At 63.5% G+C, this 25,809-nt stretch carries 24 protein-coding genes and 1 pseudogene; 3 read left to right on the top strand and 22 right to left on the bottom strand.

The features are described 5' to 3' along the window. Window positions 1-242 precede the first annotated feature (242 nt). The gene (locus tag CI805_RS09200) at window positions 243-2,765 is read left to right on the top strand and encodes an ATPase (RefSeq protein WP_260922334.1); all 2,523 of its coding nucleotides are present in this window, start codon (window positions 243-245) and stop codon (window positions 2,763-2,765) included. Window positions 2,766-2,808: 43 nt separating this feature from the next. On the opposite strand, the gene CI805_RS09195 is transcribed toward CI805_RS09200, so the two are convergent. The 21 genes and pseudogenes from CI805_RS09195 to ndhC all read right to left on the bottom strand — a co-directional run bounded on the left by CI805_RS09195 (window position 2,809) and on the right by ndhC (window position 22,002). After that, window positions 2,809-3,099 carry a DUF1467 family protein gene (locus tag CI805_RS09195; RefSeq protein ID WP_260922332.1) on the bottom strand — a complete coding sequence of 97 codons (291 nt, stop codon included), beginning with the start codon at window positions 3,097-3,099 and terminating at the stop codon, window positions 2,809-2,811. Between the two features lie 76 nt (window positions 3,100-3,175). Beyond that, entirely contained in the window at window positions 3,176-4,801 is a 1,626-nt protein-coding gene (locus CI805_RS09190; RefSeq protein ID WP_260922330.1) for a ribonuclease J, read from the bottom strand. After that, window positions 4,798-5,577, bottom strand: a complete 780-nt coding sequence (locus tag CI805_RS09185) for a type III pantothenate kinase (RefSeq protein ID WP_260922328.1) — start codon at window positions 5,575-5,577, stop codon at window positions 4,798-4,800. The genes CI805_RS09190 and CI805_RS09185 overlap by 4 nt, the downstream gene beginning before the upstream one ends. Before the next feature lie 62 nt (window positions 5,578-5,639). Continuing rightward, window positions 5,640-6,359, bottom strand: coding sequence for a biotin--[acetyl-CoA-carboxylase] ligase (locus CI805_RS09180; RefSeq protein ID WP_260922325.1), 720 nt, complete (start codon window positions 6,357-6,359; stop codon window positions 5,640-5,642). Between the two features lie 12 nt (window positions 6,360-6,371). Further along, entirely contained in the window at window positions 6,372-7,835 is a 1,464-nt protein-coding gene (nuoN, locus tag CI805_RS09175; RefSeq protein ID WP_260922324.1) for an NADH-quinone oxidoreductase subunit NuoN, read from the bottom strand. Beyond that, window positions 7,835-9,370, bottom strand: a complete 1,536-nt coding sequence (locus tag CI805_RS09170) for an NADH-quinone oxidoreductase subunit M (RefSeq protein ID WP_260927918.1) — start codon at window positions 9,368-9,370, stop codon at window positions 7,835-7,837. The genes nuoN and CI805_RS09170 overlap by 1 nt, the downstream gene beginning before the upstream one ends. Window positions 9,371-9,379: 9 nt before the next feature. Then, a pseudogene (nuoL, locus tag CI805_RS09165) lies at window positions 9,380-11,413 on the bottom strand (NADH-quinone oxidoreductase subunit L); the annotation flags it as partial. A 4-nt stretch (window positions 11,414-11,417) separates the two neighbouring features. Then, a complete protein-coding gene (gene nuoK, locus CI805_RS09160; protein ID WP_260922322.1) occupies window positions 11,418-11,723 on the bottom strand; it encodes an NADH-quinone oxidoreductase subunit NuoK in 306 nt (101 codons plus the stop codon). After that, window positions 11,720-12,337: an NADH-quinone oxidoreductase subunit J gene (locus tag CI805_RS09155; protein WP_260922313.1), complete on the bottom strand. Its 618-nt coding sequence runs from the start codon at window positions 12,335-12,337 to the stop codon at window positions 11,720-11,722. Before CI805_RS09155 ends, nuoK begins: the two co-directional genes overlap by 4 nt. Window positions 12,338-12,349: 12 nt before the next feature. Then, complete coding sequence (gene nuoI, locus CI805_RS09150; protein ID WP_260922305.1) at window positions 12,350-12,835, bottom strand: NADH-quinone oxidoreductase subunit NuoI; 486 nt, start codon at window positions 12,833-12,835, stop codon at window positions 12,350-12,352. Then, complete coding sequence (gene nuoH / locus CI805_RS09145) at window positions 12,832-13,878, bottom strand: NADH-quinone oxidoreductase subunit NuoH (RefSeq protein WP_260922298.1); 1,047 nt, start codon at window positions 13,876-13,878, stop codon at window positions 12,832-12,834. Before nuoH ends, nuoI begins: the two co-directional genes overlap by 4 nt. Beyond that, a complete protein-coding gene (nuoG, locus tag CI805_RS09140) occupies window positions 13,875-15,893 on the bottom strand; it encodes an NADH-quinone oxidoreductase subunit NuoG (RefSeq protein ID WP_260922295.1) in 2,019 nt (672 codons plus the stop codon). Before nuoG ends, nuoH begins: the two co-directional genes overlap by 4 nt. A 4-nt stretch (window positions 15,894-15,897) precedes the next feature. Beyond that, window positions 15,898-16,602 (bottom strand): hypothetical protein, encoded by a 705-nt coding sequence (locus tag CI805_RS09135; RefSeq protein WP_260922293.1) that lies wholly within the window; start codon window positions 16,600-16,602, stop codon window positions 15,898-15,900. Beyond that, entirely contained in the window at window positions 16,599-17,906 is a 1,308-nt protein-coding gene (gene nuoF, locus CI805_RS09130) for an NADH-quinone oxidoreductase subunit NuoF (protein ID WP_260922291.1), read from the bottom strand. Before nuoF ends, CI805_RS09135 begins: the two co-directional genes overlap by 4 nt. Next, the gene (locus CI805_RS09125) at window positions 17,906-18,574 is read right to left on the bottom strand and encodes a complex I 24 kDa subunit family protein (protein ID WP_260922287.1); all 669 of its coding nucleotides are present in this window, start codon (window positions 18,572-18,574) and stop codon (window positions 17,906-17,908) included. The genes nuoF and CI805_RS09125 overlap by 1 nt, the downstream gene beginning before the upstream one ends. Beyond that, window positions 18,567-18,767 (bottom strand): hypothetical protein, encoded by a 201-nt coding sequence (locus tag CI805_RS09120; RefSeq protein ID WP_260922286.1) that lies wholly within the window; start codon window positions 18,765-18,767, stop codon window positions 18,567-18,569. Before CI805_RS09120 ends, CI805_RS09125 begins: the two co-directional genes overlap by 8 nt. Beyond that, window positions 18,764-19,114, bottom strand: coding sequence for a nuclear transport factor 2 family protein (locus CI805_RS09115; protein WP_260922285.1), 351 nt, complete (start codon window positions 19,112-19,114; stop codon window positions 18,764-18,766). Before CI805_RS09115 ends, CI805_RS09120 begins: the two co-directional genes overlap by 4 nt. After that, window positions 19,111-20,316: an NADH-quinone oxidoreductase subunit D gene (locus tag CI805_RS09110; RefSeq protein ID WP_260927916.1), complete on the bottom strand. Its 1,206-nt coding sequence runs from the start codon at window positions 20,314-20,316 to the stop codon at window positions 19,111-19,113. The genes CI805_RS09115 and CI805_RS09110 overlap by 4 nt, the downstream gene beginning before the upstream one ends. A gap of 2 nt (window positions 20,317-20,318) precedes the next feature. Beyond that, the gene (locus CI805_RS09105) at window positions 20,319-21,056 is read right to left on the bottom strand and encodes an NADH-quinone oxidoreductase subunit C (RefSeq protein ID WP_260922284.1); all 738 of its coding nucleotides are present in this window, start codon (window positions 21,054-21,056) and stop codon (window positions 20,319-20,321) included. 8 nt (window positions 21,057-21,064) lie between these two features. Next, window positions 21,065-21,631, bottom strand: a complete 567-nt coding sequence (locus tag CI805_RS09100) for a NuoB/complex I 20 kDa subunit family protein (protein WP_260922282.1) — start codon at window positions 21,629-21,631, stop codon at window positions 21,065-21,067. Further along, entirely contained in the window at window positions 21,628-22,002 is a 375-nt protein-coding gene (ndhC, locus tag CI805_RS09095) for an NADH-quinone oxidoreductase subunit A (RefSeq protein ID WP_260922281.1), read from the bottom strand. The genes CI805_RS09100 and ndhC overlap by 4 nt, the downstream gene beginning before the upstream one ends. A gap of 473 nt (window positions 22,003-22,475) precedes the next feature. Between ndhC and CI805_RS09090 the strand changes: the two genes are divergently transcribed. Beyond that, a complete protein-coding gene (locus tag CI805_RS09090; protein ID WP_260922280.1) occupies window positions 22,476-23,669 on the top strand; it encodes an acetyl-CoA C-acyltransferase in 1,194 nt (397 codons plus the stop codon). A gap of 75 nt (window positions 23,670-23,744) precedes the next feature. Here the strand turns inward: CI805_RS09090 and CI805_RS09085 are convergent, their stop codons facing one another. Beyond that, on the bottom strand, window positions 23,745-24,233 hold the full coding sequence (locus CI805_RS09085) for an SH3 domain-containing protein (protein ID WP_260922277.1): 489 nt from the start codon (window positions 24,231-24,233) through the stop codon (window positions 23,745-23,747). 179 nt (window positions 24,234-24,412) lie between these two features. On the opposite strand from CI805_RS09085, the gene CI805_RS09080 reads away from it, so the two are divergent. Next, window positions 24,413-25,720, top strand: a complete 1,308-nt coding sequence (locus tag CI805_RS09080; RefSeq protein WP_313958548.1) for an ammonium transporter — start codon at window positions 24,413-24,415, stop codon at window positions 25,718-25,720. Window positions 25,721-25,809 lie beyond the last annotated feature (89 nt).

Here is a 25,809-nt window from a genome sequence, read left to right as displayed (position 1 = left end):
GCTGCTGCAAGGGTCTCCGGTGGCGGCTATCCCCAGTTAATCGCCAGTTCGTTCAATCGAGGGTTTTAACACCGGGAACACGGGAGTATCCCGTCTCGATGGCAGGGGAAAAGAGCAGGATCGTCCCGATCGGGTCTAATGGCAGCGTCAGCGAAGGCGAGGCGCACAGCAGCGCGTCCGTATCCGAGGCATCCAGCCCCTCTTCGCCGCTGCCAGACCAGGTCCACTCCGAACAAGCCTGGGTGGAATACCATCCTCACGCCGAAGACGAAGCCGATCAGAGCCCATCACAAGGATCGCGGCTATGGATCGCGCCTGCCGTGGCCGGTGGCGCTCTGCTGGGATGGACGGCGTTCTTCCTGTTCGCCAACAGCAAGACCCTGACGGGTGCCAGTTCCACTCAGGTCTCGGCGCTTGTCTCGCAATGGGCGATGCCTGCCGCGTTCATTGCGGTGCTGCTATTGCTGGTCCTGCGCAGCAGTACGCGTGAAGCCCGGCGGTTCGGCGATGCGGCGTCGCGCCTCTCGCAAGAGTCCCTGTTGCTGGAACAGCGCCTGACATCGGTGAACCGCGAACTCAGCCTCGCGCGAGAGTTCCTTGCCTCGCAGTCGCGCGATCTCGAAACCCTGGGGCGCCTTGCCAGTGAGCGCCTGTCGACGAACGCTGCACGGCTGGAGGAACTGGTTCGCGAAAACGGCGAGCGCGTGGAGACGATCAGCACGGTCAGCACCCGCGCGCGGGACAACATGGAGCAACTTCGCGACCAGTTGCCGGTGATCGCCAATGCCGCCAAGGACGTGACGAACAATATCGCCGGTGCCGGGCGCATGGCGCATGGTCAGCTCGACGACATGATCAGGGGCTTCAATCGTCTCAACGAGTTCGGCATCGCCAGCGAGCGTCAGGTCGAAGCGCTGAACCGTACCACGCAGGGCACGCTGGCCATGTTCGCCGAGCGACTTGAGCAGATGCGCGTGCTGGCGGATGAACGGTTTGCAGCCATGACGCAGAACGGCGAGGCGCTTCGCAGCCAGTGGGACACGCAGGAGCGCGAAACACTCGCGGCCATGCGTCACCGGATCACGGCGCTGGGCACCGAAATCGACGAAGCACGGCAGCAGCTGGATACACAGGAAGCCCAGAGCCTCACCTCCCTGCGATCGCGTCTTGGCGCACTGCGCGATGAGAGCGATGTCGTCTCCCGCGCCTTCCGCGACAGCGAACAACGCGCCCTGCTGGCCCTGCGCAGCACGCTGGCGGGCGTGGAAGAAGAACAACAGCGCCGCAGCGCCGAGATCGAACACCATCAGAATGCAGCGACTTCCGCGCTGTCGAAACGCCTCGGCGACATCGCGGAAGAAATCGCGCGGCTGAACGGATCGCTCACGCGCGACGCAGAGCAGTTCCACAGCGAGATCGAGCAGCGCCGCAAACTGGCGCTCCAGCACGAAACCGAAGGCGCTGCCCGCCTGTCCGGTCTACTTGCGGATATCGATGCCGGCGTATCTGCTCGCCTTGCAGGCCATCGCGAACACACGGACGCACTCAAGCAGCGCTCCAACGATCTTTCCGATCTGCTCGGCAGCCACGATCAGCGCCTTGCCAGCATCGTGCAACAAGCCGAAATCGCCGAGGCACGCCTTGCCCGCACGCTCGATTTGCTGGCCGAGCGCCTCGCCGCGGCCCGAGAAACACTCGCTTCGGCCGACGGCGACGTATCCGGCCTGACCGATGCCGCCCTGCGCCTGCTCGAACTCGTGCAAGCCAGCGGCAAGCAGGTTCATGACAGCCTGCCCGAAGCGTTGTCGATCAACGAGGATCGACTGACCCGGCTCGATCACGGCGTCTCGGGCCTGCTCGATCTTCTGCGACATTCGGCGGACAACGGAGAACGCCTTGCCGACAGCGTTGGAAACAGCCAGTCGCAACTCGGCGCGCTCAATACGGCTCTGCTCCAGTCGCAGGCTGCCCTTTCGACCAGCGGCAAGGCCCATGCCTCGCTCCTCGACGGCCTGCGCCTCACGCTTGTCGAACTCGAAGAAGCGACCGACCGTACCGCCGACAAGGCGCAAGGCGCTTTGCACGATGCCGTTCACACACTGGCGACCAGCGCCGGTGAAGCGGTAGCCTCCATCGAGACCGACACCGCTGCGCGCGTGCTGGCGCTTGCCGCACGTCTTGGCGAAGAGAGCGACAAGGCCATCGACAAGGCGATGCGTGCCAAGGTGGCGGAAATCTCCGGACGCCTCGAACAGGCCGTCGCTCATGCCTCTGGCGTCACGCATGAAGCCACAGGCCAGCTTCGCGATGAACTGGCCCGTGTCGATGAACTGGTCGGCAACCTCGAAGCGCGCGTCACCGATGCCCGCACCAGGGCCGAGGAGCAGGTCGACAACAACTTCGCCCGCCGCGCGGCGATCATCAGCGAATCGCTCAATTCGCACGCCATCGACATTGCCGGTGCCCTCTCCGTCGATGTCTCCGACACGGCCTGGGCCTCCTACCTTCGCGGCGATCGCGGTATCTTCACGCGCCGCGCCGTCAGCCTGCTCGATGCGGGGCAAGTCAAGGCGATCCAGCAGACCTACGAGCGCGACGATGCCTTCCGCGATCACGTGAACCGCTACATCCACGACTTCGAATCGATTCTGCGCCAAATTCTCTCCACGCGCGACGGCAAGGCGCTGGGCGTTACCCTGCTGTCGTCGGACATGGGCAAGCTCTACGTTGCACTGGCACAGGGGATCGAGCGCCTGCGCGGCTGATCCGCGCGGTTGACATCCGGCGGGCGCAAGCGGCTCAGCCCGCTTAGTATCCTAGATCTTTCACTGGAGGGTGGCCGAACAGGTTGAGGTCGGCAAACGTCACCCAGCCCTCCCGCGCGTTGAGGTAGAACAGCGCGAACAGGATGGCCGCAAGCACCGTCGCGCGTATTGCGATCCGTCGCGGGCGGAAATTGACAGGAGCGCTGTCGGCATGGCCCTTGCCGATGTCGTGGTCGCGCACCTCATCGGGCGTGCGTAGCCCGAAGGGCATGACCAGAAACGCGCTGAAGACCCACAAGAGCCAGTAGACGGCCAGCATAGACAGGGGCTTCATCGGCATCCTCTCCCAAGGAGAGCGACAGGACGCCGGGATTGTCCGGTCCTGCCTGTCGCTCTTTCAATCTGCCGGATCAGTCCTCCAGCAGCATGACCTGTACCTGCGGCTTCTTGCCGCTCCAGCGCGTGGCCGCACGGCGGACGGCAAGGCGCATGGCCTCGACCCGGTCCTCGCGCGAACGCTTGCGCGTCTTGCCCAGAGCATCCGCCACGTCGCGGCGGGCTTCATCGAGGAACGTCTCGTAATCTTCTTCGAGCGGCAGGCCCAGCGCCGAAACCTCGACCTTGCCGCGACCGTCCGCAGCGACCGAGACCACGCCGTTGTGCGCCAGTCGGCGGCGCATGACCACGGCCTGTCCATCGGCAGGCGCGATGATATCGCCATCCAGCACCAGGCGGCCATGTTCGACCTCACCAAACTTGCCCGGCTTTCCGGGCGCCAGACGCACCAGATCGCCGTTCTTCTGGAACACCGCATCGGGAATGCCGCTCGACAGGCCGAGCCGCACCTGCTCGCGCATGTGGCGGATCTCGCCATGCACCGGCATCAGGATCTGCGGACGCAGCCAGCCATAGATCGCTTCCAGTTCCGGCCGCCCCGGATGGCCCGAGACGTGAATCTCGCTCTGACGATCCGTCACCAGCACGATACCCGCGTCCGAAAGCCGGTTCTGGATGCGGCCGATGGCGATCTCGTTGCCGGGAATCTGGCGGCTGGAGAACAGCACCACGTCCCCCGCCTCCAGCGAAATCTGGTGGTTGCCTTCCGAAATGCGCGAAAGCGCCGCGCGCGGCTCGCCCTGACCACCGGTGGCGATGAACAGCACTTCGCCGCGCGGCAGGTTCATTGCCGTCTCGAAATCGACGAGATCCGGCATTTCCTTGAGATAGCCGCTGGCCTGCCCGACCTCGATGATGCGGTCGAGCGAGCGCCCGGCAACGCAAAGCCTGCGGTTGGTGGCCTTTGCGATGCGTCCCAGCGTATGCAGGCGCGCCACGTTCGAAGCGAAGGTCGTGACCAGCACCCGGCGGCCCTTCCAGCGCTTCACCTCGTCCAGCAACCCGCGATAGACATCGCCTTCGGAGCCGGATGCCTTGGGATTGAAGACATTGGTGGAATCGCAGACCAGCGCCAGCACGCCATCGTCGCCAATGGCCTTGAGTTCTTCCGCCGTGGCGGGCGTTCCCACCTGCGGCTCATCGTCGAGCTTCCAGTCGCCGGTATGAAAGATCCGGCCGAACGGCGTATCGATCAGCAGGGCGTGCCCCTCGGCGATCGAGTGCGCTAACGGCAGGTAGCTGATGCCGAACGGACCGATCTCGAATTTTTCGAGGTTGTCGACGACGATCAACTCGATCTCATCGAGAATCCCCGCTTCTTCGAGCTTGGCGGCCACCAGACGTGCGGTGAACGGCGTCGCATAGATGGGAACGTTCAGTTCCTGCACGAAGTACGGCACCGCCCCGATATGGTCTTCATGCGCGTGGGTCAGCACGATGCCCAGCAGGTTGTCTCGCTGCTGCTCGATAAAATCGAGGTCCGCGAACACCAGTTCGACACCCGGATATTCGTTCATGCCGAACGTCATGCCCAGATCGACCATCAGCCACTTGCCCTGACAGCCGTAGAGATTGACGTTCATTCCGATTTCGCCCGAACCGCCGAGCGCGCAGAAAATCAGTTCGTTACCGGGAATCACTTAAGCGCAGCCCTTTCAGCCAGAATCGCCAGGCCTTCGAGTGTCAGGTCGGCATCGACCGCATCGAAGATATCGGTCGCCTCGTCAAACAGAACGGCCAGCCCGCCGGTCGCAATGACTTTCGCCGGGCGCCCGATTTCGGCACGCATCCGCGCGATCAGCCCCTCCATCGTCGCGACATAGCCCCAGAACACGCCGATCAGCATCTGGTCTTCGGTGTTACGACCGATGACGCTGCGGCTCTCCGGCGCGCGGATGGCGATGCGCGGCAGCTTCGCCGTATTGCCCACCAGCGCGTCGAGCGAGAGATTGATGCCCGGCGCGATGATCCCGCCCTTGTACGTGCCGTTGAAATCGACGACGTCGAACGTGGTCGCCGTCCCGAAGTCGATCACGATCAGGTCGCCCGGATATTTCTCGTGCGCAGCGATCGCGTTGATCGCGCGGTCTGCGCCCAGCGAGCGCGGCTGATCGACGTCGATCTCGATGCCGTATTCGGCGCTGCCCTGCCCGGCGATCAGCGGCTCCACGTCGAAATAGTGGCGGCAGAGAATTTCGAGATTGTGCAGCGCACGTGGCACCACGGTTGCGATGATGACCCGCTCGACCTCTTTCGGATCAACCTTGCGAATGGCCAGCAACTGCATCAGCCACACGGCATATTCGTCACCGGTACGGCGCGGATCGGTGGCGATACGCCAGCGCGCACGCATTTCGCGACCGTCGAACAGGGCAAAGACGACGTTGGTATTGCCGACATCGATGGCGAGCAGCATGGAAAGTGTCAGTCCTTCATAAAACGGCGGGCATAAAACGCCGGGCGACCGTGACGGAAACGTCATGCCGGTCGCGGCAGGTCGACATCCCCGGCGTGGATCGTGCGCAGCGATCCGTCATGGAGCGTGAGCCGCAGATTGCCATCCTCGGTCAATCCCGCAAAAGTACCCTCTACCGGACCTTCACCCGGTGCGATCACGCGAAGAGGCGTGCCCACCGGATGCGCTGCACTCTGCCAGCGGCGCACCAGCGGCGCAAGTCCGCCAAGCCGCCAGCGTTCGAGTTCCGTCGCGAAACTGCGGACAAGCGCATCGGCGAACGCGTCGCGCGAAACGTCGATGCCATGCGCGGCAAGCGAGGTGGTCGCCCTGTCCGGCACGTCCGGCGCGGCGACGAGATTGACGCCGATCCCCACGATCACGGCACCGGCAACGCCTTCCAGCAACACACCGCTGATCTTCGCGCCATCCAGCAGCACATCGTTGGGCCACTTCACGCGAAGGTCGGCATGGCGCCCGAGCCAGCCTGTCAGCGCATCCTGCACCGCAAGCCCGGCGACCAGCGCAAGCGATGCCACGGGTGGATCGCCATGCCCTGCACGAACGATCCCCGATCCCATGAAGTTACCGCGACCGTCGAACCACGTCCGACCAAGCCGTCCCCGGCCTGCCGTCTGCCGGTCCGCCAAAAGCCAATGCCCCTCGGGGAGGTATTCTCCTCCCCTCAGGGCATCGGACAGATCGGCGTTCGTCGACCCGGTTTCAGGTACGATCTGGAGCAAGCGCCGGCTCGGTTACGCGCCAGCGAACAGGGCCTTGGCAGCGGTTGCAGCCAGACCGTTCAGCCAGCCCATCGCCAGATAGCCAAGCGGCGAGATGAACAGCGTCGCAACCGTCAGCAGCACATAATGCGCCACGTCGCCCTTGCCCTTCACCACATCCGCAGGCTCGTCGAAGTACATGATCTTGACGACCTTGAGATAGTAGAAGGCGCCGATCACCGAAGCGACGATACCGATCGAGGCGAGCGGGACCATGTGGGCCTGCACGGCGGCCTGGAACACCACGACCTTACCCCAGAACCCGAGCAGCGGCGGAATACCGGCAAGGCTGAACATCACAAGGGCAAGCGCAGCGGCAAGACCGGGGCGCGTCCGCGACAGACCGGCCAGCTTCGGAATCTCCTCGACCGCGTTGCCATCCGCATCGCGCAGCAGCAGCACCGCCGCGAAGCTGGCAACCGAGGTCGCGACATAGATGCCGAGGTACGTCAGCATGCCGGTGGCGCCATTGAGCGTCGCGGTCGACAGGCCGATGAGCAGGAAGCCCACGTTGTTGATCGACGAATAGGCCAGCAGGCGCTTGATGTTGCTCTGCCCCATCGCGCCCAGAGCACCGATCACGATCGAGGCCAGCGCCAGGAACATGACGATCTGCTGCCAGGCATGTGCCTGATCGCCGAACGCCTCGAACACGATACGCATCAGCAGCGCCAGCGAGGCGACCTTCGGTGCCGTCGCGAAGAACGTCGTAACCGGCGTCGGTGCGCCTTCATAGACGTCGGGCGTCCACATATGGAACGGCACGGCGCTGATCTTGAAGGCCATGCCGGCCAGCATGAAGACGATACCGAACAGCGCGCCATTCGACAGACCATGCGACAGTGCCGCGCTGATGCCGTCGAACGAGGTCGTTCCGGTGAACCCGTAGGTCAGGCTCATGCCGAACAGCAGAATGCCCGAGGCCAGCGAGCCCAGCACGAAGTACTTGAGGCCCGCTTCCGCCGAACGATCATCGACCCGCAGGAATGCAGCCAGCACATAGGCGGCGAGCGAGTTCATCTCGAGACCGATGTACAGCGTCAGCAGATCGCCCGCAGACACCATCATGCCCATGCCGAGTGCGGCGAAGATGACGAGGATCGGATATTCGGCCCGCATCGCCTTGAAGCGATCAAAGTACGCCGGTGCCACGATCAGGCCCACTGCCGAAGACAGATAGATCAAGATCTTGGCGTAAGACGCGAAGGCGTCCGCCTGGAACTGGCCGTAGAAGGCCGAAGCCTGCTCGCCCATGACGCCGCCGCACAGGGCAGGCGCGACCATGAACGACACGCCCACCAGCACTGCAACGGCAAGAACCGAGATCAGCTTCGCAGCCTTGTCACCGCCCCAGGCGGCGATCATCAGCAGGACGAGGCCCGCGATGCTCAGCGTTTCTTCCGGCGCGATAAGGCGCAGGGAGTGCGACCAGTCCATCAGTGTGCCCCCTCGTGCGCGGCTTCGGCCTGCGCAGGCTTCTTGTTACTAGGCATGAAGACCTTGGCGTCTTCCTTCGGCTTGGCGTGTTCAAGCCTTGCGTCGATCGCGGCAATGTCCGCCCGCATCGGCGCAATGAAGCTTTCCGGGTAGACACCCATCCAGAACACCACAGCCGCCATCGGAAGAACCATCAGGAACTCGCGAAGATCGATGTCGCGCATGGCGGCTGCATCGGCGTTGACCTGCGCGCCGAACACGACCTTGCGGTACATGTAAAGCATGTAGACCGCGCCGAGAATGATCGTGGTGGTGCAGACCGCTGCCGTCCAGGTGGAGACGCGGAACACGCCGCCAAGGCTCAGGAACTCACCGACGAAGCCGCTCGTGCCCGGAAGACCAATCGAGGCCATCGTGAAGATCATGAAGAACAGCGCATAACGCGGCATGTTCACCGCAAGGCCGCGATAGCGGATGATCTCGCGAGTGTGCAGGCGGTCGTAGAGCACGCCCACGCACAGGAACAGCGCGCCCGAGACGACACCATGGCTGAGCATGAGGATCATCGCGCCTTCAAGACCCTGCTGGTTGAAGGCGAACAGGCCCACAGCGTCGACCGCCATGTGCGCGACCGAGGAATAGGCGATTAGCTTCTTCATGTCCTGCTGCACGGCCGCGATCAGCGAGGCGGTGATGACCGCCGCCATCGACAGCGCCCAGACCAGCGGCGCGAAGTACGCCGAGGCTTCCGGGAACATCGGCAGCGAGAAGCGCAGGAAGCCGTAGCCGCCCATCTTCAGCAGCACGCCTGCCAGAATGATCGAGCCTGCGGTCGGCGCCTCGACGTGCGCCGCCGGAAGCCAGGTGTGGACCGGCCACATCGGCATCTTCACCGCAAAGCTCGCGAAGAAGGCCAGGAACAGCCAGGTCTGGACATGCGGATCGAAGTTGTAGGCCATCAGCGTCGGGATGAAGCTGGTGCCGGTCTGGTTCACCATCCACAGCATCGCGATCAGCATGAGAACCGAGCCGACGAGCGTGTAGAGGAAGAACTTGTACGAGGCGTAGATGCGGTTGGGACCACCCCAGATGCCGATCGCGAGGTACATCGGGATCAGGCCACCTTCGAAGAACATGTAGAACAGGAACAGGTCCTGCGCCGCGAAAGCGCCGATCATCAGCGTTTCCATGAGCAGGAAGATCGCCATGTACTCGCTGACGCGGTTCTGGATCGATTTCCAGCTGGCACCGATACAGATCGGCATCAGGAAGACCGTCATGACGATCAGCAGCATGGCGATGCCGTCGACGCCAAGCGAATAGGAGAAGCCGGCGAACAGCGGCACGCGTTCGGTGAACTGCCACTGGGCCCCGCCCACGTCGAAATTCAGCCAGAGCACGATGCCAAGCGCCAGGTCCGCGAGCGTGGCGACGAGCGCAAGCATGCGCGCCGCCTTCGCATCGAGGTACAGACAGACCAGTGCCGCCGCAAACGGCACCAGAAGCATCAGACTGAGGATCGGAAAACCACTCATCATCTTATCCGCGATCGCCCAGCTGATGGCGGCGACAAGCCCCAGCAGCATGACAAGTGCATAACTGTACAGATAGCCCGTCTGGACCTTCTGCGCGTAAGTAGAGCTCTTGGCGACGAGCCAGGCCACACCATCGGGACCGAACCTGTCGATCACGTTGATGTCCAGAACGTCCCAGAACTCACGGCCGAGCCACATCGACGGGCGCACGAACAGGAAGTCGTACAGATCGTCGAACATCCACTTGCGATAGATGAAGGTGTAGATCGGGCCGAGCTGCTTGGCGACAGCCGCCGGGAAGCGGGTGTTCCGGATATAGCCGTACCAAGCGATCACGAAACCGATCACCATCACAATGAAGGGCATGTACTTCACCAGTCCGGTGATGCCGTGCATCGCGTGGAGCAGGTGCTCGTTGTAGACCAGCGCGCCCTTCCAGAACTCACCCGAACCGGGGCTGACGAAGGCATCCTCGAACACCGCGCCTGCGGCGACCGCGCCGACCGACAGCAGAACCAGCGGCAGCCACATGACCCAGGGGCTCTCGTGCGGATGATAGCCGCCCGTACCGTCGTCGTGCGCGCCATGATCATGACCGCCATGACCGTGCCCATGATCCGCATGCCCATGGCCGTGCGCATCATGCAGCGCGTGCTGGATATGCTCGGACTGCGCCCAGCGCGGCTTGCCGAAGAAGGTCAGGAACACCAGGCGCCACGAGTAGAAGCTCGTCAGCAGCGCGGCGAGCACGCCCATCCAGTAGGCGAACAGGCCCATGTTGGTGCCCGAAGCATAGGCCGCCTCGATAATCGAATCCTTCGAGAAGTAGCCCGCAAAGCCCCAACCGAACAGACCGAATCCGGTGATCGCCAGTGTACCCAGCGTCATGGCGACGAAAGTGATCGGCACCTTCTTCCACAGGTTGCCGTAGTACCGCATGTCCTGTTCGTGGTGCATCGCGTGGATCACCGAACCGGCGCAGAGGAACAGCAGCGCCTTGAAGAAAGCGTGCGTGAAGAGGTGGAACATGGCCGAGCCGAACGCCCCCACGCCTGCGGCAAAGAACATGTAGCCCAGCTGCGAACAGGTCGAATAGGCGATGACGCGCTTGATGTCCCACTGCGTGCAGCCGACAGTCGCCGCGAAGATACAGGTCGCCGCGCCGATGAAGGTGATGAAGGTCATCGCCGCAGGGCTCGTCTCGAACAGCGGCGACAGACGGCAGACCATGAAGACGCCCGCCGTGACCATCGTCGCCGCGTGGATCAGCGCCGACACCGGGGTCGGGCCTTCCATCGCATCAGGCAGCCACGTGTGCAGGCCAAGCTGCGCCGATTTGCCCATCGCGCCGATGAACAGCAGGATGCACAGCACCGTCATGGTGTCGAAATGACTGCCCAGGAAGCTGATCTGCGAACCGGCCATGCCGGGTGCGGCCTGCAGGATCTCGGGGATCGAGACCGTGCCGAACACCCAGAACACGCCGAAGATGCCGAGCATGAAGCCAAGGTCACCCACGCGATTGACCACGAAGGCCTTGATCGCGGCAGCGTTTGCAGACGGCTTGCTGAACCAGAAGCCGATCAGCAGGTACGAGGCAAGGCCCACACCTTCCCAGCCGAAGAACATCTGCACCAGGTTGTTCGCCGTCACCAGCATGAGCATGGCGAAGGTGAATAGCGACAGATAGGCGAAGAAGCGCGGCTGATCCGGCTCGTCGCTCATGTAGCCCCACGAATAGAGGTGCACGAGCATCGAGACAGACGTCACGACGACCAGCATGACCGCGGTCAGCGTGTCGACGCGCAGGTTCCAGTCGAACACGAGACCACCGGAATGGACCCACTTCAACACCGGAACGACAGTCGCTTCGGACGTGCCGTTCAGGAAGCCGATGAAGATCGGCCAGGACAGCACGCAGGCGACGAGCAGTGCGCCGGTCGTGATGACCTTGGGCGCCACCAGCCCGAACGACTTGTTGCACAGCCCGGCAACGATCGCTGCCAGAATAGGCAGGAAGACAATGAACAGGATCGGGTGCAAGGCCTTATCCCTTCATCCGGTTGACGTCGTCGACGGCGATGGTGCCGCGGCCACGGAAGTAGATCACGAGGATTGCAAGCCCCACTGCTGCCTCGCCCGCCGCCACGGTCAGGACGAACATGGCGAAGATCTGCCCGGTCAGGTCTCCCAGGAAGGAGCTGAAGGCGACGAGGTTGAGATTGACCGCAAGCAGGATCAGTTCGATCGCCATCAGGATGATGATGATGTTCTTGCGGTTGAGGAAAATCCCCAGGACGCCGAGCACGAACAGGATCGAGCTCACGACCAGATAATGTTCGATGCCGATCACAGCTGGACCCCCTTGCCGACTTCCGGCTTGACGTTGACGGTAGCATCGCCCGGACGGCGCTTGACCTGTCGGCTGATCTTCTGGCCGCGCGTATCACCGCGCTGGCGATGGGTCAGCACGATCGCACCGATCATCGCGACCAGCAGGATCACGCCTGCGGCCTCGAAAAGGAACAGGTAGCGGCCATAAAGCAGCGAGCCGATCGCGGTGGTGTTCGTCACACCCGTCGGGATCGCGGCGGTGCCGTTGGGCGTGCCCAGGTGGATCGCGCCCGAATGGTAGGCGCCGATGCCGAACACCATTTCCGCCAGCAGGATCACCGCGACAAGCGCCCCGAACGGGAAGTACTTGACGAGACCGCCGCGCAGTTCGGCGAAATCGATGTTGAGCATCATCACGACGAACAGGAACAGCACGGCAACCGCGCCGACGTAGACGATGACCAGCAGCATCGCGATGAACTCGGCGCCGGTCAGCACCATCAGGCCGGCAGCGTTGAAGAACGCCAGGATCAGCCAGAGCACCGAATGGACCGGGTTGCGCGACAGCACGGTGCTGGCGGCAGACGCGATCGTCATCACCGCGAAGAGATAGAAGGCGATTACGTGGATCATGATGCCCTCCCCTCAGCGATACGGCGCGTCGGCTTCAAGGTTCGCGGCAATCGCCCGCTCCCACTTGTCGCCGTTGGCCAGCAGCTTGGCCTTGTCGTAGAGAAGTTCCTCGCGCGTTTCGGTCGCGAACTCGAAGTTCGGTCCCTCGACGATCGCGTCCACCGGACAGGCTTCCTGACAGAAGCCGCAGTAGATGCACTTCGTCATGTCGATGTCGTAACGCGTGGTGCGTCGCGAACCGTCGACACGCGGCGCGGCCTCGATCGTGATCGCCTGCGCCGGGCAGATCGCCTCGCACAGCTTGCACGCGATGCAGCGTTCTTCGCCATTGGGATAGCGACGAAGCGCGTGCTCCCCGCGAAAACGCGGCGAAAGCGGGTTCTTCTCGAACGGGTAGTTCACGGTGGCCTTGGGCTTGAAGAAATACTTCAAGGTAAGCCCATGGGCCTTCACGAACTCCCAGAGCGTGAAGCTCTTGATGAAGTGTCCGACGGTCATGCGAAGTGTCCGGTAGCCATGAGGTAGCCGCTGACGAGTACGACGAACAGCAGCGAGATCGGGAGGAAGACCTTCCAGCCCAGGCGCATCAGCTGATCATAGCGGTAACGGGGAACCGTCGCCTTGATCCAGCTGAACACGAAGAAGCCGAACAGGACCTTGACGAGGAACCAGATGAAGCCCGGGATCAGGTACAGCGGCGCCCAGTCCAGCGGCGGCAGCCAGCCCCCCCAGAACAGCGTCGCGTTGAGCGCGCACATCAGGATGACGTTGGCATATTCGCCAAGCCAGTAGGCCGCAAAGGCCATCGACGAGTATTCGGTCTGATACCCTGCGACGAGTTCCGATTCCGCTTCGGCCAGATCGAACGGCGCGCGCTGCGTTTCGGCGAGACCCGAGATCAGGAACATCACCCACATCGGGAACAGGAAAACGTTGCAGGCGAAGGCGTTGACGATGCCGAAGCCGTGGCCCTTCTGCGCCTCGACGATACCGTTGAGGTTGAAGGTGCCGGCCCACAGCACGACGCAGACCAGAATGAAGCCGATCGAGACTTCATAGCTGATCATCTGCGCCGAGCCGCGCATGGCCGAGAAGAACGGGTACTTCGAGTTCGAAGCCCAGCCCGCCATGATCGTGCCGTAAACGCCCAGCGAACTGATCGCGAGGACATAGAGCAGGCCGACGTTGATGTTCGCCAGCACCGCGCCCGAATTGAACGGGATCACCGCCCAAGCCATCAGCGCGACCGTGAACGTCACGATCGGCGCGATCAAGAACAGCCCCTTGTTCGACGCCGAAGGAACGATGGTTTCCTGAAGGAACACCTTCAGACCATCCGCGAAGGACTGCAGCAGACCGAACGGGCCGACCACGTTGGGGCCGCGACGCAGCGCCATGGCCGCCCAGATCTTGCGATCAAGATAGATGATCATGGCGACGGCCAGCAGCAGCGGCAGCGCGATCAGCAAAATCCCGCAGATCGTGGAAATGAACCAGGCCCAATCGTGGCTCATTCCCAAAGATTGGAAGAAAGCGGTCATTCCGCGGCCTCCGCGATCTCTTCGCCATGCAACAGCTCCGCCGAGCATTGCTGCATCGTCGCGCTGGCGCGGGCGATGGGGTTGGTCATGTAGAAGTCCTTGATCGGATAGGCAATCGCACCGGATGCGGAACCGCCCCCGGCGTTGAGAGCCGTGCCGTAATCCACCAGATCTTCGACGCCAAGTGCAGGAACCGCTGAAATCATTGCATTTCGCAGTTCATCGAAGCTGTCGAACCCGACATTCACGCCAAAGGCATCGGCCATCGCACGAAGGATCGTCCAGTCCTCGCGCGCATCGCCCGGTGCGAACACCGCCTTGTCGGAAAGCTGCACGCGGCCTTCGGTGTTGACGTAAGTGCCGGCCTTCTCGGTGAAGGCCGCGCCCGGCAGGATGACGTCAGCCGCGTGGGCAGCCTTGTCACCGTGGTGGCCGATGTAGACGATCATCGAATCCGCGAACCTGGCATAGTCCACTTCGTCGGCGCCGAGCGAGATCAGGACCTTGGGCTTTGCCGCCACGAGATCGGCGATGCCGCCCTTCTGCGCGAAACCGAGCATCAGGCCGCCCATGCGGGCTGCCGCCATGTGCAGGACGTTGAAACCGTTCCAGCTCGAACCATCCTCCAGCGTGCGCACGAGGTTGAACTGCGCGGCTGCAGCAAGTCCGGCTTCAAGGCCGCCCCTGCCCAGTGCCGCACCGCCCAGGATCATGGCCGGACGCGATGCGTTCGACAGCGCCTCGGCAACATGCTGCGGCAGGTTGCCGAGTACCGACAGGTCTTCGCCGAGGAACTCGCCGCCGAACGTGGTTTCCCACTCGGGGCCGATCAGGAACACCTTGGCGCCGCGACGCACGGCCTTGCGCAGGCGAACGTTGACCAGCGGCGCTTCCCAACGGACCATCGAGCCGACGATCAGGATCGCATCGGCGGTTTCGATTCCCGAAAACGTCGTGTTGAAGTTCACCGACGCGAGGCTGGACGTATCGTAGTCCATGCCGGTCTGGCGGCCTTCGAGCAGGTCCGAGCCCAGCGCGCCGACGAGTGCCTTGGCGGCGAACATCGTTTCGCAATCGACCATGTCGCCTGCGACAGCCGCGATCGACGCCCCCGGATTCAGCGTGGCGATGGCGGAGAACGCCTCGCTCCAAGTTGCCGGAACGAGCTTGCCGTCACGGCGCAGATAGGGCCTGTCGAGGCGGCGCTTCATCAGGCCATCGACCTGATACCGCGCCTTGTCGCTGATCCATTCCTCGTTCACGTCATCGTTGATGCGCGGAAGGATGCGCAGGACTTCGCGGCCGCGCGCGTCGATGCGAATGTTCGCGCCGCACGCGTCGGACACGTCGATGCCGAGCGTCTTCTTCAGTTCCCACGGGCGTGCTTCGAACGCGTAAGGACGCGAGGTAAGCGCGCCGACCGGGCACAGATCGATCACATTGGCCGACATCTCGTGCTTCGCAGCCTGTTCGAGATAAGTCGTGATCTGCATGTTCTCGCCGCGATAGAGCGCGCCGATCTCGCTGACGCCCGCGATCTGCTCCGAGAAGCGGACGCAACGGGTGCAGTGGATGCAGCGGGTCATCTGCGTGCGGATCAGCGGCCCCATGTACTTCTCGGTCACGGCGCGCTTGTGCTCGTGATACCGCGAAGCGCCGCGACCATAGGCCATCGACTGGTCCTGAAGATCGCACTCGCCGCCCTGATCGCAGATCGGGCAATCGAGCGGGTGATTGATGAGGAGGAACTCCATCACCCCTTCGCGCGCCTTCTTGACCATTTCGGAGTCCGTGCGGATCTCCTGGCCTTCGGCGGCGGGAAGCGCGCAGGAAGCCTGCGGCTTAGGCGGTCCGGGCTTCACCTCGACAAGGCACATGCGGCAGTTGCCCGCGATGGACAGCCGCTCATGATAGCAGAAACGCGGGATTTCCTTGCCGGCAAGCTCGCAGGCCTGCAGCACGGTGGCGCCTGCCGGAACTTCGAGCTCTACGCCGTCAACTTTGACTTTTGGCATCGTTTCAGCCTTCCGGGTGGACTTGGGGACCGGCCAGCAGGCGGTAGGCACCAAGCGCGTACATCGCGCGGACCGCCGGACGGTTGAGCTTCATGGTCACGCCTTCGGGCACACAGCCGGGAAGGTCGGCGCCGGTAGGCTGGAGCGCTGCCAGTTCCTCAGGCGAATTGGGCGAAGTCTTGAGCAACGCTGCGACTGCATCGGGCTTTTGCAACACCACGCAAAGGCCGACAGCCTCCGAGACGGTATCCGCGTGCGAAGCGGCAAAGGCGCGGAAGGTCGGGGCATCGACGGGCTTGCCGTCCGCGTCCTGTCCTGCCGCCTTCCTGCGTTCGGCATCCAGCGCGGCCGCGGCATTCGCAAGCGAACGCCCTTCGTACCGGGTCGCCAGAACGGCCTCGGCAAGATCGCCGGCGAACGGCAGTCCGGTGAACTTCAGCTCCGTTCCCGTACGCGTGCAGTAACTGTGGCCCTTGGCAAAGCGCCTGAGTTCCGCGTTATACTCCGAAGAGGTGTGGTCCATGGCCAGAAGCTTGACCGCACCATCGGGCGTGCGCTGCACCGCGCACAGCGCGTAATTGTGCAGCGCTTCCAGTGCGAGGGTGTTCTCCGCGCCCGGATCGGCCAACGCAGGCGCAGATGCTCCCGCGCCGACGATTGCCAGCGCAAGGGCTCCGAAAAGTCCTCCTGTTGCGCGCAGCGTCTTCATTCCGCCGCCTCCGGCAGGCCGTGACGTTCACCGATGCGACGCTCAAGCTCGGGACGGAAGTGACGGATCAGGCCCTGGATCGGCCATGCCGCCGCATCGCCCAGCGCGCAGATGGTGTGGCCTTCGACCTGCTTGGTCACCTGCTGCAGCATGTCGATCTCCTCGACAGCCGCGTCACCGGTGCGCAGGCGCTCCATCATGCGCCACATCCAGCCCGTGCCTTCGCGGCACGGCGTGCACTGGCCGCAGCTCTCGTGCTTGTAGAACGCCGAAATACGGCTGATCGCGCGGACGATATCGGTGGACTTGTCCATGACAATGACCGCTGCGGTGCCGAGGCCTGAGCCGACAGCCTTGAGGCCGTCGTAATCCATCGGCGCGTCCCAGATCTGCTCGGCAGGCACCAGCGGCACCGACGAACCGCCGGGGATCACCGCTAGGAGGTTGTCCTTGCCGCCACGAATGCCGCCGCAGTGCTTTTCGATCAGTTCGCTGAACGGGATCGACATCTCTTCCTCGACCACGCAGGGAAGGTTCACGTGCCCGCTGATCTGGAAGAGCTTGGTGCCCTTGTTGTTCTCCCGCCCGAAGCTGGAGAACCACGCAGCGCCGCGACGCAGGATCGTCGGCGAAACCGCGATCGATTCCACGTTGTTCACCGTCGTCGGGCAGCCATAGAGGCCTGCACCTGCCGGGAACGGCGGCTTGAGGCGCGGCTGGCCCTTCTTGCCTTCGAGGCTTTCGAGCATCGCGGTCTCTTCGCCGCAGATATAGGCGCCCGCACCGCGATGGACGAAGACGTCGAAGTCGTAGCCCGACCCGCAGGCGTTCTTGCCCAGCAGACCCGCCGCATAGGCTTCGTCGCGCGCCGCGAACAGCGTTTCCGCCTCACGGATATATTCGCCGCGAATGTAGATGTAGGCCGCCCGCGCGCCCATCGCGAAGCCCGCGACCAGCGCGCCTTCGAGCAGAAGGTGCGGGTCGTGGCGCAGTATCTCGCGATCCTTGCACGAGCCGGGCTCGGATTCGTCCGCGTTGATCACGAGGAAGCTGGGCTTGGGATTGCCGTTCTGATCGACCGGCGCCTGCTTGGGCATGAACGACCACTTCATGCCGGTGGGGAAGCCCGCACCGCCACGACCGCGCAGGCCCGATGCCTTCATCTCGTCGATGATGGCATCGCGTCCGCGCGCGATGATGTCCTTGGTGCCGTCCCACGCGCCGCGCGCCTGCGCTTCCTTCAGGTTCCACGGCTGGAAGCCGTAGAGGTTCGTGAAGATGCGGTCCTTATCGAGGAGAGCCATTACCACTCACTCCGGTAGTCATGGTTGCCCGAGGTCATGGCGACGAGCGTGGTCGGACCGCCCGAAGGCTCGACAGTGTGACGGCCCGGCTCCTGCGTTCCGGCCTTCGGGCTCTCGCCACGCGCCAGCGCGTCCAGCACGGCATCGAGACGCTCGACCGTCAGGTCCTCGTAGTTGTCGTCGTTGATCTGCACCATCGGCGCAGAGGCGCAGTTGCCCATGCACTCGACCTCGGTGAACGACCACAAGCCGTCCTCGGTGATGTGCCCGGCCTTCATGCCGCGCTTCTTGCAGGCCGAGATCAGATCGTCCGAGCCGCGCAGCATGCACGGCGTGGTGCCGCAGACCTGCACGTGGAAACGGCCGATCGGCGCGATGTTATACATCGTGTAGAACGAGGCGACCTCGACCACGCGAATGATCGGCATACCCAGATAACCGGCGATATATTCCATCACCGGGATCGGCAGCCAGCCCTGCGTGTTCTCTTCCGCGCCGACCTGACGCTGGGCAAGATCGAGCAGCGGCATCACCGCCGAGCGCTGACGCCCCTCGGGATAGCGCGCAACGATCTGCTTCGCCTTCTCGGCATTCTCGGCAGTCCAGGCAAAATTACCCCAGCGCGCCCGCAGTTCGGGCGTTTCGGGTTCGATGTAGCGGTCAGCCATGCTTACCCCTGCGCTTCAGCCATTCGTCCTGGCCGAACAGAAACAATTCAAAACCACCGATGGCCGTGACCAGCATGGCCAGCACCGGCGAGGGATTTGCCCGGACGTAGAGCATCCCGAAATACGTAACGGCGAGCAGCAGCCCGGTGATCGCCGCCCAGACGCGGGCGAGATCGAGAGTGTTCATCTTCATCGGATGAACTCCACGCGCGAGCACTTGTCGCCCTCGAAGCTGTAGACGGCCACAACGTCGAACGGTTCGACCAGTGCCGAACCGTCAGTGGCGGGGCCGCGCGTCACATGCTCGCGCATCAGGACGTAAGCCCCGATGGCCTGCGCCTCGACGATCTCGGCGCGGTTCTGCGGCCAGCGCGCGAAAGCTGCAGCAAGGCCCGAACGCGTGCCTTCCTTGCCTTCGCGAACCACGTCGCCGCGATAGTTCGCCTCGCAGGCCGCATCGGTCATGTACGAAACGTAAGTATCGACGTCCTGCGCATTGTAGGCCGCGATCATCGCCTTTGCGGTGTCGAGATTGCTCATCGGTCGCACTCGCCGAACACGATGTCCATTGCGCCCAGGATCGCGGTCGCGTCGGGCAGCATGTGGCCCCTGCTCAGGAAATCCATGGCTTGAAGGTGTGAAAACGCGGTCGGGCGGATCTTGCAGCGGTACGGCTTGTTGGTGCCGTCCGAGACCAGATAGACGCCGAACTCACCCTTGGGACTTTCTGTGGCGACGTACACTTCACCCGCAGGCACGTGATAGCCTTCGGTGTAGAGCTTGAAGTGATGGATCAGCGATTCCATCGAGCTCTTCATCTCGCCGCGCTTGGGCGGTCCGACCTTGCGATCGGTGGTCATCGTCGGGCCTTCGGGCAGCTCGTTCAGGCACTGGCGCACGATGCGCGCGGACTGGCGGACTTCCTCGACGCGCACCATGATGCGATCGTAGCAGTCCGAATGGCTGCCCACCGGAATCTCGAAGTCCATCCGGTCATAGACGTCGTAAGGCTGGCTCTTGCGGATATCCCAGGCAAGCCCGGTCGCGCGGATCATCGGCCCCGAGAAGCCCCAGGCAATCGCATCCTCACGCGAGATCTTGCCGATGTCGGCATTGCGCTGCTTGAAGATGCGGTTGTCCATCCACAGCTTGCAGCCTTCCTCGAACAGCTTGGGAAAGCGCGTATCCAGCCACTCGCCGATATCGACCAGCAGCTTGAGCGGCACGTCCTGATGCACGCCGCCGGGACGGAACCAGGCCGAGTGCATGCGGGCGCCCGAAGCGCGCTCGAAGAAGTTGAGCAGATCCTCGCGGATTTCGAAGTACCAGAGCATCGGCGTCATCGCGCCGACGTCCATCACATGCGATCCGATGTTCATCATGTGGTTGGAAATGCGGGTCAGTTCCGCGAACATCACGCGCAGGTACTGCGCGCGCAGCGGCACTTCGACGTTCAGCAGCTTCTCGACCGCCAGAACGTAGGAATATTCCATGGCCAGCGGCGAGGAATAGTCCAGACGATCGAAATACGGCAGCGCCTGCGTGTAGGTCTTGTGCTCGATCAGCTTTTCGGTGCCGCGATGCAGCAGGCCGACGTGCGGGTCGATACGCTCGACGATCTCGCCGTCAAGCTCCATGACCATGCGCAGCACGCCGTGCGCCGCAGGGTGCTGCGGCCCGAAGTTGATCGTGTAGTTGGTGATGACCTCATCGCCGGTGGTCGGCGACTGTTCGAGCTGCATGCTCACTTGTCATCCTCCTTCTTGGAAGGCGCGGCGGCCTTGGAGTCAGCGGGTTCGCCCGCGCCGCTCTCGCCCTTCTTCTCGGTCGTCTTGGGCTCGGCAACCGGCGGAGGAGCGGGCTGCTGTGCCGCCTTCTCGTCGCCCGGCAGGATATAGTCAGCGCCTTCCCAGGGGCTCATGAAGTCGAACTGGCGAAGATCCTGCGGCAGCTGGACCGGTTCGTAGACCACGCGCTGTTCCTCGTCGGAATAGCGCAGCTCGACATAGCCGGTCAGCGGGAAGTCCTTGCGGAACGGATGCCCTTCGAAGCCGTAATCGGTGAGGATACGGCGCAGGTCCTGATTTCCGGCGAAGATCACGCCATACAGATCGAAGATTTCGCGTTCGAGCCAGCCGGCGTTCGGCCACAGCGTCGTGACCGTCGGCACCTGCGTCCTCTCGGACGCGGAGACCTTGACCATGATGCGATGGTTCTTCGTCAGCGAAAGCAGCATGTAGACGACTTCGAAACGCTCGGGGCGCGACGGGTAGTCGGCACCGGCCATTTCCATCAACTGCTGGTATTCGTAGCCATCGCGCAGCAGGCGCAAGGCGCTCTCGATCTCGTCGCGAGCAACGGTGAGCAGGATTTCGCCATGCTCCTCCGTCGCGGAAACGAGCATGGTCCCGAGCGCGGCGGAAAGCGTGTCGAGCACACCCTCGTTCGAGGCGAACTTGGGGGCGGAATGCAGAACGGGCATCCTGGCGATTACCTTTCGAGCGTGCCGACGCGGCGGATCTTGCGCTGCAACTGCATCACACCATAGAGCAGCGCTTCGGCGGTCGGCGGGCAGCCCGGCACGTAGATATCGACCGGAACGATGCGATCACAGCCGCGCACGACCGAATAGCTATAGTGGTAGTACCCACCGCCGTTCGCGCACGAGCCCATCGAGATGACGTACTTGGGCTCCGACATCTGGTCGTAGACCTTGCGCAGCGCAGGCGCCATCTTGTTGCACAGCGTGCCCGCCACGATCATCACGTCCGACTGTCGCGGAGACGCACGCGGCGCGGCACCGAAGCGCTCCATGTCGTAACGCGGCATGCTGGCGTGGATCATCTCCACCGCACAACAGGCCAGACCGAAGCTCATCCACCACAGCGAACCGGTACGGGCCCACTGGAACAGTTCCTCGGTCGTCGTGATCAGGAAGCCCTTGTCGGACACTTCCTGATTGAGATCCTTGAAGAACGCCTGATCGGGAGCGACAACGGCTCCACCGGCGGCGTTCACGGGAAGCGGCTGTCCCGCAGAGTTAACGAGCGTGCTCATTCCCAGTCCAGAGCCCCCTTCTTGAGTGCATAGACGAGACCGATCGCCAATTCACCCAGAAACACCATCATGGTGATCCAGCCGGCCCAGCCCGTGAACTTGAGCGACACGGCCCAGGGAAACAGGAAGGCAGCCTCGATATCGAAAATGATGAACAGGATGGCGACCAGATAGAAGCGCACATCGAACTGGCTGCGCGGGTCCTCGAACGCGGGAAAACCGCACTCGTACTCGCTCAGCTTTTCGGCATTCGGCTTACTTGTACCCGTCAGTCGGGACACGGCCATCGGAAGAAAAACGATGATCGAGGAGAGCCCGACGGCGATGACCATAAAGATCAGGATCGGGAGATATTGTGTCAGATCAGTCAAGGTTTTCTGGCCTCATACCGCTGCGGCGTTGTTCGGACTCAATTGTCATGGAAAGCCCTGCCGTTGGCCGCGTCCTTAGGCCAGCCTACCCCTGTCCGCAAGCCCGGCAAGTGCGAATTTGCGCCGGGATTTGAGGGACTCTAGCCAATTGTACCTGCATTGAGACAGCCCCCGATCTCACCCACAATCGGCCTAGACTGCGGGGTTAGGTGTGACAAAGTGTCCTAGGGGTTGCATGAAACTGCACGCGCCATGCGCAAATGGGGCGAGAAGATAAATTTCGAAAAATTTTAAATCACGAAGTAACCAATCAGTACATTCGTTGAACCACGACTCTCTCGCGGAAGACCGAAGATCGCCCACCCCCGCGCCTTCTTTATGACGGCAATCCTCGCACATTGCTTTTGAATCGGTCGCTGCCTATCTCTTCGCGAAGAGAAAATCCCGTTTCCACCCCGAGCGAAAGGCAGCAAATGCCGCAAATCTCCGTGAACGATCCGATTGTCATTCTCTCTTACGCCCGCACGCCAATGGGAGGGCTTCAGGGCAGCCTATCCGAAGTCACCACCACCGAACTGGGCGCCACCGCGATCAAGGCCGCCGTCGAGCGCTCCGGCGTCTCTGCCGAGGATATCGACCGCGCCTATATGGGCTGCGTGCTCTCCGCAGGGCTGGGACAGGCTCCTGCCCGTCAGGCCGTAATCAAGGCGGGCCTGCCCAAGTCGGTCCAGGCCACCACTGTCAACAAGGTCTGCGGCTCGGGCATGCAGACCGTCATCATGGCATCCGAGGCCCTGGCCTGCGGGTCGGCGGACCTGATCGTCGCGGGCGGCATGGAATCGATGACCAACGCGCCGTACCTCACCAAGAAGCACCGCTCGGGCGCGCGCATGGGGCATGACACGCTCTATGACCACATGTTCCTCGATGGCCTTGAAGACGCCTACGAAAGCGCCTCGATGGGCGCGTTCGCACAGGCCACCGCCGACGAGTACCAGCTGACCCGCGAGGATCAGGACGGCTATTCGATCGAATCGCTCAAACGCGCGCAGGATGCCATCGCCTCGGGCGCCTTCGCTGCCGAAATCGTCCCTGTCACGGTGAAGACCCGCAAGGGCGAAGTCGTGGTCGACACCGACGAGCAGCCCGGCAAGGGCAATCCGGACAAGATCCCGACCCTTCGCCCCGCCTTCGCCAAGGACGGCACGATCACGGCAGCCACCTCCAGCTCGATCTCGGACGGCGCCGCCGCGCTCGTCCTGACCCGCGCCAGCGTGGCCTCGGACAAGGGCTACACGCCCGTCGCCACCGTGATCGGTGTGGAAGCCCACTCGCACGAGCCGCAGAAGTTCACGACAGCACCGGTCGGCGCGATCACCAAGCTGCTCAAGAAGGTCGGCTGGGACGTCGGCGATGTCGACCTGTTCGAGGTCAACGAGGCTTTCGCCTGCGTCGCGATGTTCGCCATGCAGGATCTCGGTATCCCGCGCGACAAGGTGAACATCCACGGCGGCGCCACGGCGCTGGGCCATCCGATCGGCGCTTCGGGATCGCGCATCCTCGTCACGCTGATCGGCGCGCTCAAGGAAAAGGGCCTCAAGCGCGGCATCGCCAGCCTGTGCATCGGGGGTGGCGAGGCCACAGCCGTCGCCCTCGAACTGGCCTGAGGTTCACGCCCCAACAAAAGGAAAAGCCCGCAAACTTTGCGGGGCTTTTTCATGTGGCCAGCGCTGCAAGCCCCATCAGGGGGCGACAGTTCCCCACAGGCGATCTTCGGGCGCGAAACCCTTGTGGCCGCCTGCATCAAACGAACACCAGCCCTGCTTGCAGTCACCGAGCATTCCGGTGACGCCCGGCTCGACCTTCCAGGCGAGCCCGCCTGCGCCGCCTTCACCGGTCCGCATCTCCGCCAGCCCGTCACCGATGACGATCGCCCCGCGCTTGCGCGAAAGCAGCAGGTCGCGCATCCACCCTTGCGTGCCCGAAGGGTCCTCGATCAGACGCCAGGGACCTTCACGGCGGATCACCTTCACCGGCAGGCCGACGCGGCGATAGACCCAGCTGATCCGGAACGTGTTGCCCGGCCCCACCCGCAGGAAGGCCTTGTCTGCCGAGATGGTCGCCCAGTAGGGCACCTTGCCGTCATCGGCGGCATGCGCAGCGCCGGTCCCGGCGGCGGCAACGAGTGCAAGCCCGACGAGAATCGTCTTGGAGAAGATGGATCGAATCATCGCCGCCTCTTAATCTCCGCCCCGAGCGGGTAGCAAGACCACCGTTCCCGTCCGGATGAAAGGTATTTCACGCTTTCCTCACCTGTTTGCGGCTATCCGTTTCACCGGCACCGCAATATCGCGCATAACCGACAGCGGGTGCAGAACACGTAACGACGGGGCGGCAAGGCAATGGTTCGATCATTCAGATACGGCGGGTTTCATTCGACATTGCTTTTCTCCGCCCTGACCGTCGCACTGCCCGCCCCGCGAGCGCGCAGGCGGCATTTTCCGCTGGCACCGCCGTTGTCACCGACAGCGGCGATAGCGCACTGGTCATCGTCTGCGCACTACTGGCACTGCTCGTCGTCCCCGGCATCGCGCTCGCCTATGCCGGACAGGTCAGGGCGGCAAACATCCTGTCGGCCACGCTCCAGCCGCTGCTGGTCGCTCTGGCGGCGAGCCTGGCATGGGTGATCGCCGGATATACCCTAGCCTTCGGCCAGGTAACATCGGGCTGGATCGGCTCGGGCAATGCCTGGATGCTGCTGCACCTCGGCAATGTGCGCAGCGGCACCACCGTTCCGGAAAGCGCCTTCGCGCTGTTCCAGATCGCCATTGCCGTTGGCGCCCCCGCGCTGCTGACGGGAGCATGGGCAGGTCGCGCGCGGCTCGGCTGGGCCTTCACCTTCTGCACGCTCTGGAGCCTCGCCGTGCTCGCTCCAGCGGCGCACTGGCTGTGGGGCGGAGGATGGCTTTTCACCTCGGTCGGCACGCTCGACTGGGCTGGCGGACTGACCTTGCGGACCAGTGCAGGCGTATCGGCCCTCGTCTGCGCGGCCATGCTGGGGCGCGGTCGCGACCACGCGCATCCGTCTGCGCCTTCGCCATATGCCCTGCTGGCCCCGCTGGGCGCGATGCTGGCCTCGCTCGGCCTCCTCGGCATCAGCGCAGGATGGGCACTGGGCGCCAACGACGATAGCTCCTCCGCCATAATCGCCGCCTACGCGGGCGTTGCCGCAGGAACACTGGCGTGGCTGCTGATCGGTTGCCTCCGACGCGAGCCCTTGACGGCGCAGGACCTTGCCCGCGCAGTGATCGCCGCCTCCGCCGCGCTTTCGGCACCGGCCGGATACGTGTCACCCGGCGGCGCCATCGCCATCGGCGTGATCGCGACGGTGCTCGCCCGCTTTGCCGACCGCGCCCTCGCCCGCTCACCGATCGACGACCGGCTCGGCGTCTTTGCGGGCAATGCCGTGGCCGGGGCGGCGGGTGCTCTGCTGCTCGCGCCGTTTCTGAACCCGACGCTTGGCGGCACCGGCTATCGCGCCGGGATGAGCCTTGTCGCGCAACTCGCCGCGCAAGGGATCGGCATCCTTGTCATCACCGTCTGGTCGCTGGTGATGAGCGTGATCCTCGCGGTGATGATCTCCGTCATCTTCCCCATGCGCGTGAGCGAAGACGCCGAATTGCAGGGGCTGGACCCTTCCGTTCACACCCGGCGCTGACAGCGCTCATCCCCGAAACGAAAAGAGCCCCAAACGAAAAGAGGCGGCCCGATACCGGACCGCCTCTTTCTTGTGTTCCGCTCTGAAGG

The organism is Novosphingobium sp. 9 (assembly GCF_025340265.1).
GTDB lineage: Bacteria > Pseudomonadota > Alphaproteobacteria > Sphingomonadales > Sphingomonadaceae > Novosphingobium.
This window is presented reverse-complemented; position numbering and strand designations above follow the sequence as displayed.

Bases quoted from the DNA above. Each gene is read 5' to 3' on its own strand.
- CI805_RS09195 (WP_260922332.1), bottom strand. From the start codon at position 3,099: ATGAAGCCCCTGTCTATGCTGGCCGTCTACTGGCTCTTGTGGGTCTTC.
- CI805_RS09185 (WP_260922328.1), bottom strand. From the start codon at position 5,577: ATGCTGCTCGCCATCGATGTCGGCAATACCAACGTCGTCTTTGCCCTG.
- nuoN (WP_260922324.1), bottom strand. From the start codon at position 7,835: ATGGACTGGTCGCACTCCCTGCGCCTTATCGCGCCGGAAGAAACGCTG.
- CI805_RS09170 (WP_260927918.1), bottom strand. From the start codon at position 9,370: ATGAGTGGTTTTCCGATCCTCAGTCTGATGCTTCTGGTGCCGTTTGCG.
- CI805_RS09155 (WP_260922313.1), bottom strand. From the start codon at position 12,337: ATGATCCACGTAATCGCCTTCTATCTCTTCGCGGTGATGACGATCGCG.
- nuoI (WP_260922305.1), bottom strand. From the start codon at position 12,835: ATGACCGTCGGACACTTCATCAAGAGCTTCACGCTCTGGGAGTTCGTG.
- nuoH (WP_260922298.1), bottom strand. From the start codon at position 13,878: ATGACCGCTTTCTTCCAATCTTTGGGAATGAGCCACGATTGGGCCTGG.
- nuoG (WP_260922295.1), bottom strand. From the start codon at position 15,893: ATGCCAAAAGTCAAAGTTGACGGCGTAGAGCTCGAAGTTCCGGCAGGC.
- CI805_RS09135 (WP_260922293.1), bottom strand. From the start codon at position 16,602: ATGAAGACGCTGCGCGCAACAGGAGGACTTTTCGGAGCCCTTGCGCTG.
- nuoF (WP_260922291.1), bottom strand. From the start codon at position 17,906: ATGGCTCTCCTCGATAAGGACCGCATCTTCACGAACCTCTACGGCTTC.
- CI805_RS09125 (WP_260922287.1), bottom strand. From the start codon at position 18,574: ATGGCTGACCGCTACATCGAACCCGAAACGCCCGAACTGCGGGCGCGC.
- CI805_RS09120 (WP_260922286.1), bottom strand. From the start codon at position 18,767: ATGAAGATGAACACTCTCGATCTCGCCCGCGTCTGGGCGGCGATCACC.
- CI805_RS09115 (WP_260922285.1), bottom strand. From the start codon at position 19,114: ATGAGCAATCTCGACACCGCAAAGGCGATGATCGCGGCCTACAATGCG.
- CI805_RS09110 (WP_260927916.1), bottom strand. From the start codon at position 20,316: ATGCAGCTCGAACAGTCGCCGACCACCGGCGATGAGGTCATCACCAAC.
- CI805_RS09105 (WP_260922284.1), bottom strand. From the start codon at position 21,056: ATGCCCGTTCTGCATTCCGCCCCCAAGTTCGCCTCGAACGAGGGTGTG.
- CI805_RS09100 (WP_260922282.1), bottom strand. From the start codon at position 21,631: ATGAGCACGCTCGTTAACTCTGCGGGACAGCCGCTTCCCGTGAACGCC.
- CI805_RS09090 (WP_260922280.1), top strand. From the start codon at position 22,476: ATGCCGCAAATCTCCGTGAACGATCCGATTGTCATTCTCTCTTACGCC.
- CI805_RS09085 (WP_260922277.1), bottom strand. From the start codon at position 24,233: ATGATTCGATCCATCTTCTCCAAGACGATTCTCGTCGGGCTTGCACTC.